The 13,812-nt window shown below is 68.8% G+C and carries 12 protein-coding genes; 6 read left to right on the top strand and 6 right to left on the bottom strand.

Annotated features, from left to right (window positions below; translation table 11 throughout):
• Positions 1–126: 126 nt before the first annotated feature.
• The 5 genes from C563_RS0109250 to C563_RS0109230 all read left to right on the top strand — a co-directional run bounded on the left by C563_RS0109250 (position 127) and on the right by C563_RS0109230 (position 8,884).
• Positions 127–2,232: an Hsp70 family protein gene (locus C563_RS0109250; RefSeq protein ID WP_018761765.1), complete on the top strand. Its 2,106-nt coding sequence runs from the start codon at positions 127–129 to the stop codon at positions 2,230–2,232.
• Position 2,233: 1 nt separating this feature from the next.
• Positions 2,234–4,321: a LuxR C-terminal-related transcriptional regulator gene (locus C563_RS0109245; protein WP_018761764.1), complete on the top strand. Its 2,088-nt coding sequence runs from the start codon at positions 2,234–2,236 to the stop codon at positions 4,319–4,321.
• Positions 4,322–4,488: 167 nt separating this feature from the next.
• Positions 4,489–5,421, top strand: a complete 933-nt coding sequence (locus C563_RS0109240; protein ID WP_018761763.1) for an IniB N-terminal domain-containing protein — start codon at positions 4,489–4,491, stop codon at positions 5,419–5,421.
• 122 nt (positions 5,422–5,543) lie between these two features.
• Positions 5,544–7,394 carry a dynamin family protein gene (locus C563_RS0109235; RefSeq protein WP_018761762.1) on the top strand — a complete coding sequence of 617 codons (1,851 nt, stop codon included), beginning with the start codon at positions 5,544–5,546 and terminating at the stop codon, positions 7,392–7,394.
• Positions 7,391–8,884 carry a dynamin family protein gene (locus tag C563_RS0109230; RefSeq protein ID WP_018761761.1) on the top strand — a complete coding sequence of 498 codons (1,494 nt, stop codon included), beginning with the start codon at positions 7,391–7,393 and terminating at the stop codon, positions 8,882–8,884. Before C563_RS0109235 ends, C563_RS0109230 begins: the two co-directional genes overlap by 4 nt.
• Here C563_RS0109230 and C563_RS21035 read toward each other — a convergent pair.
• Both C563_RS21035 and C563_RS0109220 read right to left on the bottom strand, forming a co-directional pair.
• Positions 8,876–9,385 carry a hypothetical protein gene (locus C563_RS21035; protein WP_018761760.1) on the bottom strand — a complete coding sequence of 170 codons (510 nt, stop codon included), beginning with the start codon at positions 9,383–9,385 and terminating at the stop codon, positions 8,876–8,878. The genes C563_RS0109230 and C563_RS21035 overlap by 9 nt on opposite strands.
• 65 nt (positions 9,386–9,450) lie before the next feature.
• On the bottom strand, positions 9,451–9,840 hold the full coding sequence (locus tag C563_RS0109220; protein WP_018761759.1) for a PLD nuclease N-terminal domain-containing protein: 390 nt from the start codon (positions 9,838–9,840) through the stop codon (positions 9,451–9,453).
• Positions 9,841–9,901: 61 nt separating this feature from the next.
• Here C563_RS0109220 and C563_RS0109215 point away from each other — a divergent pair, with 61 nt between their 5' ends.
• Entirely contained in the window at positions 9,902–10,210 is a 309-nt protein-coding gene (locus C563_RS0109215) for a DUF4229 domain-containing protein (protein WP_018761758.1), read from the top strand.
• Here C563_RS0109215 and C563_RS0109210 read toward each other — a convergent pair.
• The 4 genes from C563_RS0109210 to C563_RS0109195 all read right to left on the bottom strand — a co-directional run bounded on the left by C563_RS0109210 (position 10,207) and on the right by C563_RS0109195 (position 13,801).
• On the bottom strand, positions 10,207–11,088 hold the full coding sequence (locus C563_RS0109210) for a 1,4-dihydroxy-2-naphthoate polyprenyltransferase (protein ID WP_018761757.1): 882 nt from the start codon (positions 11,086–11,088) through the stop codon (positions 10,207–10,209). The two genes, C563_RS0109215 and C563_RS0109210, sit on opposite strands and share 4 nt — an antisense overlap.
• A gap of 75 nt (positions 11,089–11,163) precedes the next feature.
• Positions 11,164–12,357, bottom strand: a complete 1,194-nt coding sequence (locus C563_RS0109205; RefSeq protein ID WP_018761756.1) for an AMP-binding protein — start codon at positions 12,355–12,357, stop codon at positions 11,164–11,166.
• Between the two features lie 12 nt (positions 12,358–12,369).
• Entirely contained in the window at positions 12,370–13,338 is a 969-nt protein-coding gene (locus C563_RS0109200; protein WP_018761755.1) for a 1,4-dihydroxy-2-naphthoyl-CoA synthase, read from the bottom strand.
• A 22-nt stretch (positions 13,339–13,360) separates the two neighbouring features.
• Positions 13,361–13,801 (bottom strand): VOC family protein, encoded by a 441-nt coding sequence (locus C563_RS0109195; RefSeq protein ID WP_018761754.1) that lies wholly within the window; start codon positions 13,799–13,801, stop codon positions 13,361–13,363.
• Positions 13,802–13,812: the final 11 nt, after the last annotated feature.

Raw genomic sequence — 13,812 nt, 5'->3', positions numbered from 1 at the left:
GCCGCCGGCATCGAATAACCATTCGATGTAGCAACAGGGCTGTTCCCGGGTCCTTCGGAAATGCTACTTTGGTCAGGTTCCCTGTGATGAAGTTTGCAGGCGGATCACCAGTTTTCCGAGGTACCCATGGGCTATGCTCTCGCCGTCGACGTCGGAACCAGTTACACAGCGGCCGCCGTTGTCCGTTTCGACGAAGGTGCTTCGCCCCTTCCGGAGTGCCTGCCGTTAGGCCTCCGGGGAACGTCCGTGCCCTCCGTTGTGTACTACCCGGAGGAGGGCCCGGTCCTGGTGGGGGAAGCCGCGGAGCGTCGCGGCCTTGACTCACCCGGCCGCGTCATCCGCGAGTTCAAGCGGCGCGTCGGTGACGACGTCCCGTTCGCCCTGGGCACCCTGGCGGTACGGCCTGAAGATGTGTTCGCCACCGTGGCCCGGTGGGTGGCCAGCCGTGCGGCCGAACGCGAAGGCGCGCTCCCGGCGGCCATCTTCCTGACCCACCCGGCAGCCTGGGGAATCCACCGGCTGTCCGCCATCCGCGACGCGCTGGCCGCCCACGGCCTGGACAACGTCACGCTCCTTCCCGAACCCGAGGCTGCGGCCCTGCACTACGCCTCCCAAGTGCGGGTGGAGGACGGAAGCACCATCGCGGTGTACGACCTCGGCGGCGGGACCTTCGACACCGCCGTGCTAAGGAAGTCCGGCGGCGGCCGCTTCGAGCTCCTGGGCCGCCCCGATGGCATCGAGGACCTGGGCGGGGCGGACTTTGACGCCGCCGTGTTCCGCTACGTCGCGCAGCATACCGGCACTGTCCTGGCGGACCTCGACCCCGCCGATCCCGCCGTGATGGGCGCCCTGAGCCGGCTCCGGCGTGAATGCGTCGAGGCCAAAGAGGCCCTCTCTGCGGACAGCGAAGCCACCATTCCGGTGCTGCTCCCCGGCGTCCAGCAACAGGTGCGGCTGGTGCGGGCCGAGTTCGAGGCGCTGATCGAGGACCCCGTGCGGGACACGGTGGACGCGCTGGAACAATCACTGGCCAGGCTCCACCTTGAAGCCGCGGACCTCTCCGCGGTCCTCCTGATCGGTGGCTCGTCACGGATTCCCCTGGTGGCGCAGCTGGTGTCCGAACAACTGGGACGGCCCATTGCGGTGGACGCCGATCCGAAATCATCCATCTGCCTCGGGGCCGCCGTGGCGGCCGTCCTGGCACACGCAGCGGCCGCCCCGGCCCTGGCCGCCGCGTCCGGGCCTGTTGCCGCGGCAGCCGGGGGCCCGGCCGCCGTCGTCCCTGTTCCCGCAGCACCAAGCGTGTCCGGTGCCCCGGTCAGGCCCAGCTGGTCACGCCAGCATGCGACGACGGCGGGGGCCTTGGTGGGGACGGGCCGGCTTCCCGGAGTGCGGGGCGGCCGAAGGGGTGCGCACGCCCCGAAACCGACGGTCCGCGTCACGGCGGTCGCCGCCGCGGCCGCCATCCTGACGGTCCTCACGGCCACGACCGCCCAAAGCCCTGCCGGGTTGGGGAACCTGACGTCGATATTCGTCCCGCAGGCAGGGGCCGACACCGGAGCTTCCGGTCCGGGAACGGCCACCGGCCCGGCAGGGACGGAAGCCCCGGGCACCGGGGGAGCCGCTGTCGCGGTGAACCCGCAGCCGCTGGTCGGAATCGAGGCCGTTGCGAAAAAGCCGCTCGCGCCGCAGGCGGGCCTGGACGTTTCCGCCTCTCCCACCAGCAAACAGCAGGAGCTGGGCGGTGCGGCGACTACGGGCGCCGGCGCCGCCGATGGTGCCACGGCCGGGGGCGCCCCGGCAGGGACGGGGACCGCCGGCACAGGAGTGGTGCCTGAATCCGTGACCGTGGCTCCCGCGCCGCCACCGGATACCGCCCCGCCCGGCAGCACGGGCCCCGGGACGGGAACTGCCTCTCCGTCGGACACCGCGACACCGACGGAGACCGCGCCGCCGAGTACCACCACCGAACCTACGCCTGTTTCCGGTTCCACGAGCCCCACCGACCCGGCCACCTCGGCAGCACCCACGCCCACACCGCTCTCGACGGCGGTGCCCACCACGACCGGGGTTTCTGACCCGGCCACGGCTCCCATCGTGTCCCCGACATCGGTAGACCTGACGCCCGTGCCGGCCACCGCCCCATCCCCGACGCCCGAGGAAACAAACCCTACGCCCACGCCCACTGATGCGGCCGTGGCGACGGCCCCGACGACGTCCCCGGCGGCCTGATATGGACGGGAACCTGCAGCGTGTGGAACGGCCCGGATCCCTGCACGCTGCGCTGCAGCAGCACCCGGGGCACCCGCCCCATGCCGCGGAATTAGTGGCCACGCAGTTGAGGGGGGCCAACGGTGCAGTACGCGAACTGCTGCTGGCGCTTTCCGTGGGTTTCGCATTGCCCGGTCCGCTGCCGGCAGAGCTTCAGCACAAAGTTGGCAGGGGAGCGGACAACCTTGACGCCCTGGTGGACCGCGCCGAGTCAGCGGGGCTGCTGATGCCGGACGGCTCGGTGGTGGGCCCGGCCCGGCACGCCCTGTTGGCCGTTACCCCGACCGCCAAGATCCATGCCCTCCAGCGGGAACTCGTAGCCGTCTTCGCGTCCGCAGGGCAACCGCTCGGAACCATTGCCCGGGAACTGGCACGGGGAGGCCTCGCAGATCCGCGCGTCGCCATGGAACTGGAGCAGGCCGCAGACGCGGCGCTGCAGCATGACCCCAGGCTCGCCTCGCAGCTCTACGAGGAGGCCCTCCTCGCCGGCGCCGATCCCCTGGCAACTGCAGCCCGGCGCGCACAGGCCGCAGCCGGTGACGGGGAACTCGACGCCGCGGCGCGGATCATCGACACCCTCCTGGTCAGCCCAGACCCCCCGGACGTCCGCCGCGGCGTCGATGTGGCCGCCTCCGTGTGGGCCCAGCGGGGAATGCTGGCGCGCGCCGGCGACGTCTACAACTGGCTGGGCCCCGAGCGCGTGGGGGCATCCGCGCCCCTGGCCGCCGTCGCCATCCTGGGGACCGGAGACCTCAAGGGCGCGGAAGCCTTCTTCCCGGCGGGAGCCCCGCAGGCCTCCCCGACACTCCTCGCGTCCGCACTGCTCCAGACCGGCGAGGGAATCCTCGCCTCCCTGGGGGAGAAACCGCAACAGGGAATCGCCGTACTGATCCATGCCTCGGACCTGCTGAACTCGGCCGGCACGGCGCTTCCGTTGCCGGAAACACCCGGTGCACTGGCGGCACTGCTGGCCCTGCACAGCGGGGAGCCGCACCTGGCCGAGACAGTATGCCGGGCAGCCGTGGCGGCGGGCCAAGGGGGAAGCGCCGCCCAGCCCAGGCTCCTGCTCATCCAGGCCTGGGCGGCCATGATGCAGGACAAACCCGACGAAGCGCGGCTGGCAGCCACGGAGGCCGCCAAGATCAACCACTGGCCGCTGGTCCCGCGTGACGAATTCCTCAGTGCGGCGCTCGACGTGGGGCTGGCCCGCAGGAATGGCGAGGTTCCGGAACTCCTCCGGGCCTGGGAACGCGCCCGCGAGGCCATGCTGCATACATCCGTGGACCTCTACAGCCTGCTGCCCTGGGGCGAACTCCTCATTGCCGCGTCCCGGCTGCGGGAGACGCGCCGCGTGGCGCATTACGTGGACGAGGCGTGGAAGCTCCTCGGCCGCCTGGGGGAACCTCCCTTGTGGACCGTTCCGCTGCATTGGGCCGCGGTACAGGCTGCGCTGCTGAACGAGAGCCCGGCCGACCTCGCCCCACACGCGACGGCGCTGGCCAGGGCCTCGACCCACAGCCACCTCGCCGCCATCCTGGCCGCCGCGGGCAAAGCCTGGGTTTCGGTGCTGGCCGGGAGGTTCCGGCCCGCCGAAGTGGAGGGTGCTGCCAGGCTGCTGGGCGGGGTGGGGATGCCATGGGAGGGGGCACGCCTCGCCGGGCACGCTGCCGCGCGGGCTGAGGACCGCAGGGACATGATGCGCCTGCTTGCCTGCGCCCGGGACCTCCACCCGCAGGGCGGCCCGGCCGGGACGCCGGAGGTATCGGCAGGAACCAACGCCGAGACCGGCGGAAAGGGCCAGCCTGACGCCTCGGGACTGAGCGAGCGGGAGAAGGAAGTGGCCAGGCTGGTGCTGGAAGGCAAAACGTACCGGGAGATCGGGGAGTCCATCTACATTTCGCCCCGGACGGCGGAGCACCACATCGCCCGCATCAGGCGCCGGCTAGGGGCCGAGAACCGCTCCGACCTGCTGGCCCGCCTGCGCCTTGCCCTCGGCACCGACAATTCCGCGCCGGCCAAACCCCAGCACCTGCATCCGCGGCAGGAATGAAACCCCTAATGCCCCTAGCGGCGGGGGTGCCCGAACCCCGCATTCACGCCCGCCGTTAGGGGGAATGAGCCCGATGCCCCGTGCACGGCTGCGAACCTAGGTTTGAACCAGGCCGGGTCCTGCACCCGTCGATTCCGAAACTCGAAGAAGATGTGAGGAGCAGGCAGATGCCAACACTCGCGAACGACCTCGTGCAGTTCCTCATGAAACTCTTCGGCGACCGGGAAGCAGTCCAGGCGTTCCTGGACAACCCGGAACGGGCTTTGGCGGACCACGGATTGGGCAACGTATGTTCGGCCGATGTCGACGCCGCCATGCCTGTTGTCCTCGACTACGCCCCCATCACGGTCAACGCTTCCTCGTTCGAGCGGAGCTACAGCAGCGGCGGTAACGGCCCGTGGACCGGTCCCGCGGGCCCGGCGGCAGGGCCCGGCGGCCATGGCGCGGGCTACGGCGGTACTGCCCACGACCCTGACGACCACGCCTACGCAGTCCAGCAGCTCCACCACGTGGTGGACCACTTCTCCCACACCGCCGGCGCCACCATCGTCGATGAGCGGGCCACCATCGCAGGCCAATCCGCGCCACAGAACGTCTGGGCCCACGGGGACGCGGAACAGTGGTTCGACAACGAGCTTGCGGTGGCACCGGGTGACCACGCGGCTGCGGCCTCAGCCCATGCCCCAGCCGTGTTCGGCGACGCCGCCATTGGGGCTCCAGGTATTGGGGACGCAGGTCCCGTGGACGACGATGCGGCGAACGGCCCCTGGGACGATCACGGCGGGCTGTCCGGCTCCCTGGCCGCCGGTCCCGGCCTCGACCCGGATGATTCATCCGCCGAGGAACCCGGGCATTCCGGCCACGCCCCGGAGGCCGGCCTGTTCTCCCCTGCCGGCGGTCCGTACAGCGATCCCGCCGGACATGGGGCCATGGCGCTGGATGCACACCCGGACGACCCCTTCCAGGACAACGCGGCCACCAGCCTGGTCGGGGACAGCCAGCTCGATTTCGCCGAGGATAACCCGGCCCACCCTGATGCGGACCTGGAGGCCCACCACATCATCGACGTTCCGGTGGTTGACGACTCAGCCGGGCTGTAACACGCTGGTGCCGGAAAGGTAAACCGGCGGGCAGGAGGCGTCCACCTCCCGCCCGGGACATTGGGTACTGGAACGAAGGGCGCGCCGTGGCAGAAGCAGGACCCGCAAGGCCCGTTGACCCCATGACGGCGGGCCAGCTGATGAAGCTGGTTGAGCAGGGCTTGCAGCTGGTGGGGAGCGGGGACCGCCCGGACCTGCGGAAGAGGCTGGAGCAGGCTGTGGGCCGGTTGCAGGATCCAAGCATCAGGGTGATTGTGGTGGGGGAGTTCAAACAGGGCAAGAGCAAGCTCATCAATGCCCTGGTGAACGCCCCCGTGTGTCCGGTGGACGATGACATTGCCACGTCTGTTCCCACAGCTGTCCGGTACGGGGATCCGGCGTCTGCCGCCATCCTGGTTCCCGCGGCCGGCACTCCCGACGGCGGGGAAGAAGGCCTCGAACGCCGTCCAGTGGACCTGGCGGAGCTGCCTGCGCTCGTCTCCGAGCAAGGCAACCCGGGCAACAGCAGGAAGCTGACCGCCGCAGAGGTTTACCTGCCCAGGCGGGTCCTGACCGGCGGCCTCACCATCATCGACTCCCCGGGTGTGGGCGGCATGGGGTCGACCCATACGCTGACGACGCTTACCGCACTGCCTACGGCCGACGCCGTGCTGCTGGTCTCGGATGCGTCCCAGGAATACACCGAACCCGAACTCCGCTTCCTGCGAAAGGCCATGCGGATCACTCCCAGCGTGGCAGCGGTGCTCTCCAAGACAGACCTCTACCCGGACTGGCGGCGCGTGGAGGCGTTGGACAGGGCCCACCTTGACCACGTGGCACCGGACATTCCGCTGTTCCCCGTGTCCGCAGACCTACGGCTGGAGGCCTCGCGGCTCCAGGACAATGAGCTCAACGCCGAATCCGGCTATCCCGGCCTGGTAGCGCACCTGCGCAATGAGGTCGTTGCGAAGGCCCAGCGCCTCCAGCGGCGCTCCGTCAGCCAGGACCTGCTCTCGGTCACGGCGAACCTCCGGTTGTCCCTCCAATCCGAGCTGGAGGCCCTGGAGAATCCGGACGGGACCCCGCACATGCTCGAGGCGCTGGAACAGGCCAAAGCCGAAGCCGACGAACTGCGGAAACGCTCCGCGCGCTGGCAGCTGACCCTCAGTGACGGCATCAACGACCTCATTGCCGACATGGAGTACGACCTTAGGGACCGCCTGCGCCGGATCCAACGCGAAGCCGAGGCCGCGATCGACCAAGGCGATCCCGGGCCGGTCTGGACCGAGTTCTCCCAGTGGCTCGAAGAATGCGTTGCCGCAGCCGTTTCCGACACGTTCGTCTGGACCAGCGAACGGTCCCAATGGCTCGCGGCCCAGGTGGCAGAGCACTTTGCCGCGGACGAGGTGTCCTTGCCCGTCCTGCACGTCTCCGACGCGGGGGACGCCCTCGACCCGGTGGACCAGATGCCCGGGTTGGATCCCGGCCGGGTGAACCCGGTCCAGAAGGTCCTGATCGGCATGCGCGGGTCCTACGGTGGCGTGCTGATGTTCGGCCTCCTCACCGGGATATTCGGGATGGCCCTGATCAATCCGCTCTCCGTAGGAGCCGGCCTGCTGCTGGGACGCAAGGCCTACCGGGAAGACAAGGAAGCGCGGCTGAAACGCCGCCAGGGCGAAGCCAAAACCCTGGTCAGGCGCCAACTCGACGACGTGACGTTCCAGGTGGGAAAGCAACTTAAGGACAGGCTTCGCCTGGTCCAGCGGACCACGCGGGACCACTTCACTGAAATCGCCGACGAATACCACCGCTCCCTGTCTGACTCCGTGGCGGCAGCCCAAAAGGCCGCCAACTCCTATGCCCAGGAGAAGGAAGGCCGCATCCGGGACATCAGGACCGAGCTCAAGAAGGTGGAGGCATTGCATCGGGCCGCCGAAGCCATAGCCGCCGAGGTAAGCGCCTCCGGCGTCCGCACCGCCGCGGGGGTGGGATGACAGCGGCCACCATGGCCGGGGCGGCGAAGCTCATCCGGGACACCCTGGAGGCCTACCGCGACGACCGGGAAGCCGCCGGGATGCTGCAGGGCTATGCCCGGCGGCTCGCCGAGCCGCTCAGGATCGCCGTGGCGGGCATGGTCAAGGCAGGGAAGTCCACCCTCCTGAACGCCATCATCGGTGAAGAAATCGCTCCCACAGACACCGGCGAATGCACCAAAATCGTCACGTGGTACCGGCACGGACCCACGCCGCGCATTACGCTGCACCCCGTCAATGGGGAGCGGCGGAACCTGCCGCTGAAACGCGTGGACGGTCGCCTGGTCTTCGTCTTGGACGGGATGCAAGCGGAGGAAGTGGAAAGGCTCGAGGTCGAATGGCCGGCACCGGCACTGCAGGGCATGACCCTGATCGACACCCCGGGGATCGCATCCCTGTCCCGGGACGTGTCCGCACGGAGCCTGGCGTTCCTCACTCCGGAGGATTCGGCGTCGGAAGCTGACGCCGTCATCTACCTGATGCGCCACATGCACGCGTCAGACCTCCGGTTCCTCGAATCCTTCCATGACACCCGGGCCGGGCGCTCCGGCACGGTCAATGCCATTGCGGTGCTGTCCCGTGCAGATGAAGTCGGGGCCGGCCGGATTGACTCCCTGATTTCCGCCGGCAGCATCGCGGAGCGGTACAGCCAAGACCCCAACCTGCGGAAACTTGCGCTGGCGGTGGTCCCCGTGGCCGGACTCCTGGCCCAAAGTGCCCGCACCCTCCGCCAGGCGGACTTTGAGGCCCTGCGCATGCTGGCAGGCCTTGACCGGACCGTCCGTGAAAGGATGCTGCTTTCCGCCGACAGGTTCCGCCGGTCCACCGAGCCCGCGGGACTGACGGAGGAGGCACGGACGGCCCTCCTGGAGCGTTACGGGCTCTTTGGCATCCGGTTGGCTTCGGTCCTTATCCGGAACGGGTTTACCGAAGCCACACCCCTCGCCCACGAGCTTGCCCGGCGCAGCGGACTGGATCCGCTGCTGGACGTGCTGGACCGCCAGTTCCAGGCGCGGTCCGAGGCGCTGAAGGCCAGGACCGCGCTGGCGGCAGTGGAGAACCTCCTGGCCAGCCGCCCCCGCGAGGGGACGGAGCGCCTGGCGGCCGCCCTGGAACGGCTTCAGGCAAACGCCCACGAGTTCCGGGAGCTCCAGTTGCTCGGGGTGTTGCGGACCACGGGCGTGGACCTGCCTTCGGAACTGAGTGCGGAAGCTGAACGGCTGGTCGGCGGCAACGGCGCGGCCTCCTGGGTGCGGCTGGGCCTGGACGCCGGGTCCAGCCCCGAGGTGCTGGCGGCCGAGGCCCGTCGGTACCTGGCACGCTGGCGCGGGGTGGCCGAGAGCCCCCTGACCGGAAGGCCGGCCGCGGAGGCATGCCGGGTGGTGATCCGCAGCTGCGAGGGCGTGGTGGCCGGGAGCTCCGGCCGGCAACGCCAGCCGCGGTCAGCCTAGGGAGCGTCCTCGCCGCAGCCAGGCGCCGGCCGGCGGCAGGAACAGCAGCACCAGTCCGCCGAACGCCAGGGCCATTCCGGCCACCCACAGCATCACCACATAGCTGCCGGCCGCGCCGGTGGGGACCAGGAAAACGGACGCCAGCAGCAGCACGGGCAAGTGGCTGGCCAGCAGCGTAAGAAGGACCCAACGTGCCCAGGCCCTGCGGGCCAGCACAGCAGCCAAGGCCACCGCCTCCAGGAGCGTGGCCAGCAGCAGGGCGCCCATGCTTCCCCAAAAGACGATCTCCGCCGCGGTGCCTGCGGACGCCATGCCGTTGCGGGCCGCTGTGTCCGCCACCACGGCGCGGAGGCGGTGCAGGTTCGAATCGCGGGCCACGAACGAGCCGGCCAGCACGGTAAGCCCGGCGAGGAAGCTGAGGACCCAGAGGGTGCGTGCAGTCCTGACCGTGCCGGGCAGGGAAGGGGTGGCCGGGATGGGCGGCGGTGCGGACCAGGACATCCCCGGCCGAGGTGGAGGATGGGACAGACGCTGCTCGTCTCCTCCGGGCGGGGACGTCATGGCCCCTATTTCAGTCCGTCGGTATCGTGTTCGTCGGTGTCGTGCCTGGGTTTCCGGTCGTCGTCCTTGGCCTTGGCATCCAGTTCATCCTTGAGCTTCTTGAGCCGCTCAGCCTCGGCCTGGTTACGGCGCCGGGCCTCCAAATTGCGGAGGAAGTCGGGATCGTCGTCAGGAGCGGTGGGGTGGGGGTAGCTCGGCCGGGGCTGCGCTGTGCCGCGCGGCCTGCCGATCAGCAACCACAGGATGGCGCCCAGGACGGGCAGGATGATCTGGACGATAATCCACGCCGGTTTGGAAATGCCCCGGGTCAGGCGGCCCTCGGTACGGATCACGTCCACCAGGCCATACACAAAGATGACGAGGACTGCGACGGCCAAAGCCACACGGAAGAGCATGCCATCAAGTCTATCGTCAGGACGCGCAGGGGCCGCGGGCGGAGGCGGCTAAACTTGAATAGTGGCCTTTTTGAAATATTCCCTGATCCGGCTCGCGATCTTCGTGCCCCTTTTCGTCCTGTTCGCGTTCCTGCAGGTCGGGGTGTTGATGTCCGTGGTCTGCGCCGCGGTCATTGCCTTCGCCATCAGCTACCTGTTCTTCCAGAAGCAGCGGGACGCTGCCACCGCAGCCCTGCAGCACCGCTTTTCCGGAAAGGCCAAGCCGCTTCGCTCGGCCGGGGAAATCCAGGACGCGAACGCCGAGGACGCCCTCCTCGATGCCAACCCCGACATCACCATCAACAATGCCAAGGGCAAAAAGAACGCCTAGAACCCGTGGCTGAGGATCAGCCCCAGTGAGAACAAAATGCTGTAGCCGAGGTTGATCAGCCCGGTCTGCTTAAGGACCGGGATCAGGCTCTTGCGCTTGCGCCCGTTGATCATCAGCCAGGCCGGCATCAGGCAGGCCGGAATGAGCAGCAGCACAATCAGGATCCATGGCCGGCCAGGGGCCAGGATCACCACCAACAGGATGGCGACGGCCAGCATCAGGACGTAGCTTTCGCGCGCATGCTTGTCTCCGAGCCGCACGGCGAGGGTCTTCTTGCCGGCCTGCATGTCCGTGGGGATGTCCCTGACGTTGTTGGCCATCAGCAGTGCGGTGGCGATCAGCCCGGTCCCGATCGCGCCGATGACTGCCGGCAGGCTGATGTGCCCGGCCTGGGTGTAGGTGGTACCCAAGGTGGCCACCAGGCCAAAGAACACGAAGACGAACAGGTCGCCGAGGCCCATGTAGCCGTAGGGGTTCTTGCCGCCCGTGTAGCCCCAGGCGGCCATGACGCAGCCCAGCCCCACCAGGATCAGCCACCACGCCTGGGTCAGGACCACCAGGGCCAGGCCGAACACCATGGCCAGGGCAAACGTGCCGAACGCGGCCCACTTCACATGCTCAGGCTTGGCGGCGCCCGAGCCCACCAGCCGCAACGGCCCGACGCGGTCGTCGTCGGTACCGCGGATGCCGTCCGAGTAGTCGTTGGCGAAGTTCACGCCAACTTGCAGCAGGAGTGCCACCAGGGCCGCGAGGATGGCGTTGGGCAGCAGGAACGAGTCCATTTCGTAGGCGGCGGCGGTGCCGATCAGCACCGGCGCGATCGCTGCCGGAAGTGTCCGGAGTCGGGCGCCTTGGATCCATTGGGCGGCTGTGGCCACGGTTAGTACCTCGTGTTGTTTCGATATGACGGCAGGATGGAGCGGGCGCACCCGCCGCGGTGGTGCAGGTCCACTCTACTTTCCCTCGTGCAGGGCACTGAGTTCCGCGGTCATGGCGAGCCGGTCGGGTTTGCCGTTTGGCAGCATCCGCAGCTCCGGTGCGGTGAGGACGGTCTTGGGTGCCAGGACCCCCAGTTGCTGTTGCCACTGTTGTTGGAGCACGACGGCGGAGTCCGCGGCTTCGTGCCCGGAAGCGCCGTCCCCGGCAAGGGCCACGTAGGCGGCCACGGCCTGGCCCCATTCCGCGGAGGGAACGCCGGCAACGAACGCCGAGGAGACGGCGTCGGACTGTTCCAACTGCTCCTGCACGTGCGCGGCGGAAACCTTGATGCCGCCGGTGATGATGACGTCGTCGGCCCGGCCCAGCACAGTGAGGCGGCCGTCGTCGTCGATGGAGCCGAGGTCGCTGGTGCGGTACCAGCGCACGCCGTCCTCCTCGAAGAACGTCCCGGTTTCTTCATCCGGTGCCTCGATGTAGCCGGCCGCCACCGTGTCCCCGCCCAGGAGGATCCGGCCGTCCGCGGCCACCCGGACAGAGACGCCTTCCAAGGGGTAGCCGTCGTAGATGCAGCCGCCGGAGGTTTCGGCGGAACCGTAGGTGGTGATCACCCGCACGCCGGCGTCCCGGGCAGCTGCCAGCAGGGACTGCGGCGCGGGGGCGCCGCCCAGCAGGATGGCGTTGAACCGGCGGAGCACCGCGAGGGTTTCCGGCGACGGGTCATCCAGGAGCCGCTGGAGCTGGGTGGGAACCAGGGAGGTGAAACGGATTTTGTCTGTCAGTTCCAGCGCTGCGGCGGTGAAGGCCTCCGGCGTGAAGCCGCCGGACATGTCCATGACCCAGGGGCGGGTCCCGGCGAACAGGGACCGCACCAGCACCTGGATTCCGGCAACGAACTGCACGGGGAGGGCCAACAACCACTGCCCCTCTCCCTTGAGCCGCAGCGCCGTGGCCATGGACGAGGCCGCCAGGGACTCCACCGTCAGCAGCGTCGCCTTGGGGGTACCGGTGGATCCGGACGTGCGGACCACGGCCACGGCGTCGTCGCAGCCGGGGGTTTCCACGTGCCCCACCACCAGTGTCCCGTCTGCCCCGACGGAGAGTTCGACGGCGGGGCCCTCGCCGTGGAGGGCGGCCGCGAGGGCTTTCAGGGCCGGTTCGATGTTGAGGGGGCCGCCGGTGCCGGCGGCCGGTGATTCGTCGCTGTTCATTGCCGTCCCTTCTTAGAAATAGTGCGGGAAGCGTGACCAGTCGGGGTCGCGTTTTTGCAGGAAGGCTTCCTTTCCTTCCACGGCCTCGTCGGTCATGTAGGCCAGCCGGGTCGCCTCGCCGGCAAACACCTGCTGGCCCGCCAGGCCGTCGTCGGCCAGGTTGAAGGCAAACTTCAGCATGCGGATGGCCTGGGGCGACTGCCGGGCGATGTCCGCCGCGTATTCCAGCGCCACTTCCTCCAGCCGCGCGTGGTCTACAGCCTCGTTTACGGCGCCCATCCGAACCATGTCCTCAGCGGAATATTCGCGGGCGAGGAAGAAGATTTCGCGGGCGGCCTTTTGGCCCACCTGCCGCGCCAGCAGAGCCGAACCGTAGCCGGCGTCGAAACTGCCTACCGTGGCGTCGGTCTGTTTGAACTTGCCGTGCTGCCGGGACGCGATGGTGAGGTCTGAGACGACGTGCAGCGAGTGCCCGCCGCCGGCCGCCCAGCCGTTGACGACGGCGATGACCACCTTGGGCATGGTCCGCATGAGCCGCTGGACTTCGAGGATGTGGAGCCGTCCGGCACGGGCGGGGTCGATGGTCTCCTGGGTCTCGCCGTCGGCTGTGTTTTGTACTACGTACCGATAGCCGTCCCGGCCCCGGATCCGCTGGTCGCCGCCCGAGCAGAAGGAGTGGCCGCCGTCCTTGGGGGAGGGGCCGTTGCCGGTGAGCAGCACGGTGGCAACGTCCGGGGTCATGCGGGCGTGGTCCATGGCGCGGTACAGCTCATCCACGGTGCCTGGACGGAACGCGTTGCGGACCTCCGGCCGGTTGAATGCGATGCGGACCGTGGGCAGGTCACGCACCCAGCCGCCGTCGGAATCCCGCTCCACCTGCCGGTGGTAGGTCATGTCCTGGAAGTCCTCGAAGCCGGAAACCACCCGCCAGCGCGTGGGATCGAAGACGTCGGACACCGGGGCGGGGATCTGGTTGCTCACCGTCCAAGTCTAGTAATCGGCGTCAGCTGATGCAGAACTCGTTGCCCTCGGGGTCCGCCATGGTGTGCCAGGAATGCGGCCCTTGCCCGGCCGTCCACAGGAAAGTGGCGCCTCGCGCCTCGAGTTCGCCCCGCACCTCGTCCTTGTCCCGGCCGTCCAGCCGCACGTCCCAGTGCACGCGGTTTTTCACGGTTTTCTGCTCGGGGGCGGTCTGGAAGAGCATGCGACGCGCGGGGGCTTTGGCTTCTATTTCCTCGGGCGGCCGGATGGCGGCGCCGTCCTTCCACACGAGGTTTCCGCGGTGCGTTATGGTCTGGTCCCCGGTGGCGTAGCCCTGCTCGATCATGGAACGGATGAAGCCGGCATCCTGTGGTTCCACCGCCCACTGCAAGGTTTCGGCCCACCAGTCGGCGAGCTCATGCGGGTTTGACGAGTCGATCACGATTTGGATATTCAGTCCCATCCGTCCACGGT

This window comes from Arthrobacter sp. 135MFCol5.1, from assembly GCF_000374865.1.
Taxonomy (GTDB): domain Bacteria; phylum Actinomycetota; class Actinomycetes; order Actinomycetales; family Micrococcaceae; genus Arthrobacter.
Note: the sequence above shows the minus strand (reverse complement) of the source record. Positions and strands in the feature narration are given on the sequence as shown.

Coding starts and splice junctions, on each gene's coding strand:
- C563_RS0109250 (WP_018761765.1), top strand. CDS start 127: ATGGGCTATGCTCTCGCCGTCGACGTCGGAACCAGTTACACAGCGGCC.
- C563_RS0109245 (WP_018761764.1), top strand. CDS start 2,234: ATGGACGGGAACCTGCAGCGTGTGGAACGGCCCGGATCCCTGCACGCT.
- C563_RS0109240 (WP_018761763.1), top strand. CDS start 4,489: ATGCCAACACTCGCGAACGACCTCGTGCAGTTCCTCATGAAACTCTTC.
- C563_RS0109235 (WP_018761762.1), top strand. CDS start 5,544: ATGACGGCGGGCCAGCTGATGAAGCTGGTTGAGCAGGGCTTGCAGCTG.
- C563_RS0109230 (WP_018761761.1), top strand. CDS start 7,391: ATGACAGCGGCCACCATGGCCGGGGCGGCGAAGCTCATCCGGGACACC.
- C563_RS21035 (WP_018761760.1), bottom strand. CDS start 9,385: ATGTCCTGGTCCGCACCGCCGCCCATCCCGGCCACCCCTTCCCTGCCC.
- C563_RS0109220 (WP_018761759.1), bottom strand. CDS start 9,840: ATGCTCTTCCGTGTGGCTTTGGCCGTCGCAGTCCTCGTCATCTTTGTG.
- C563_RS0109205 (WP_018761756.1), bottom strand. CDS start 12,357: ATGAACAGCGACGAATCACCGGCCGCCGGCACCGGCGGCCCCCTCAAC.
- C563_RS0109195 (WP_018761754.1), bottom strand. CDS start 13,801: ATGGGACTGAATATCCAAATCGTGATCGACTCGTCAAACCCGCATGAG.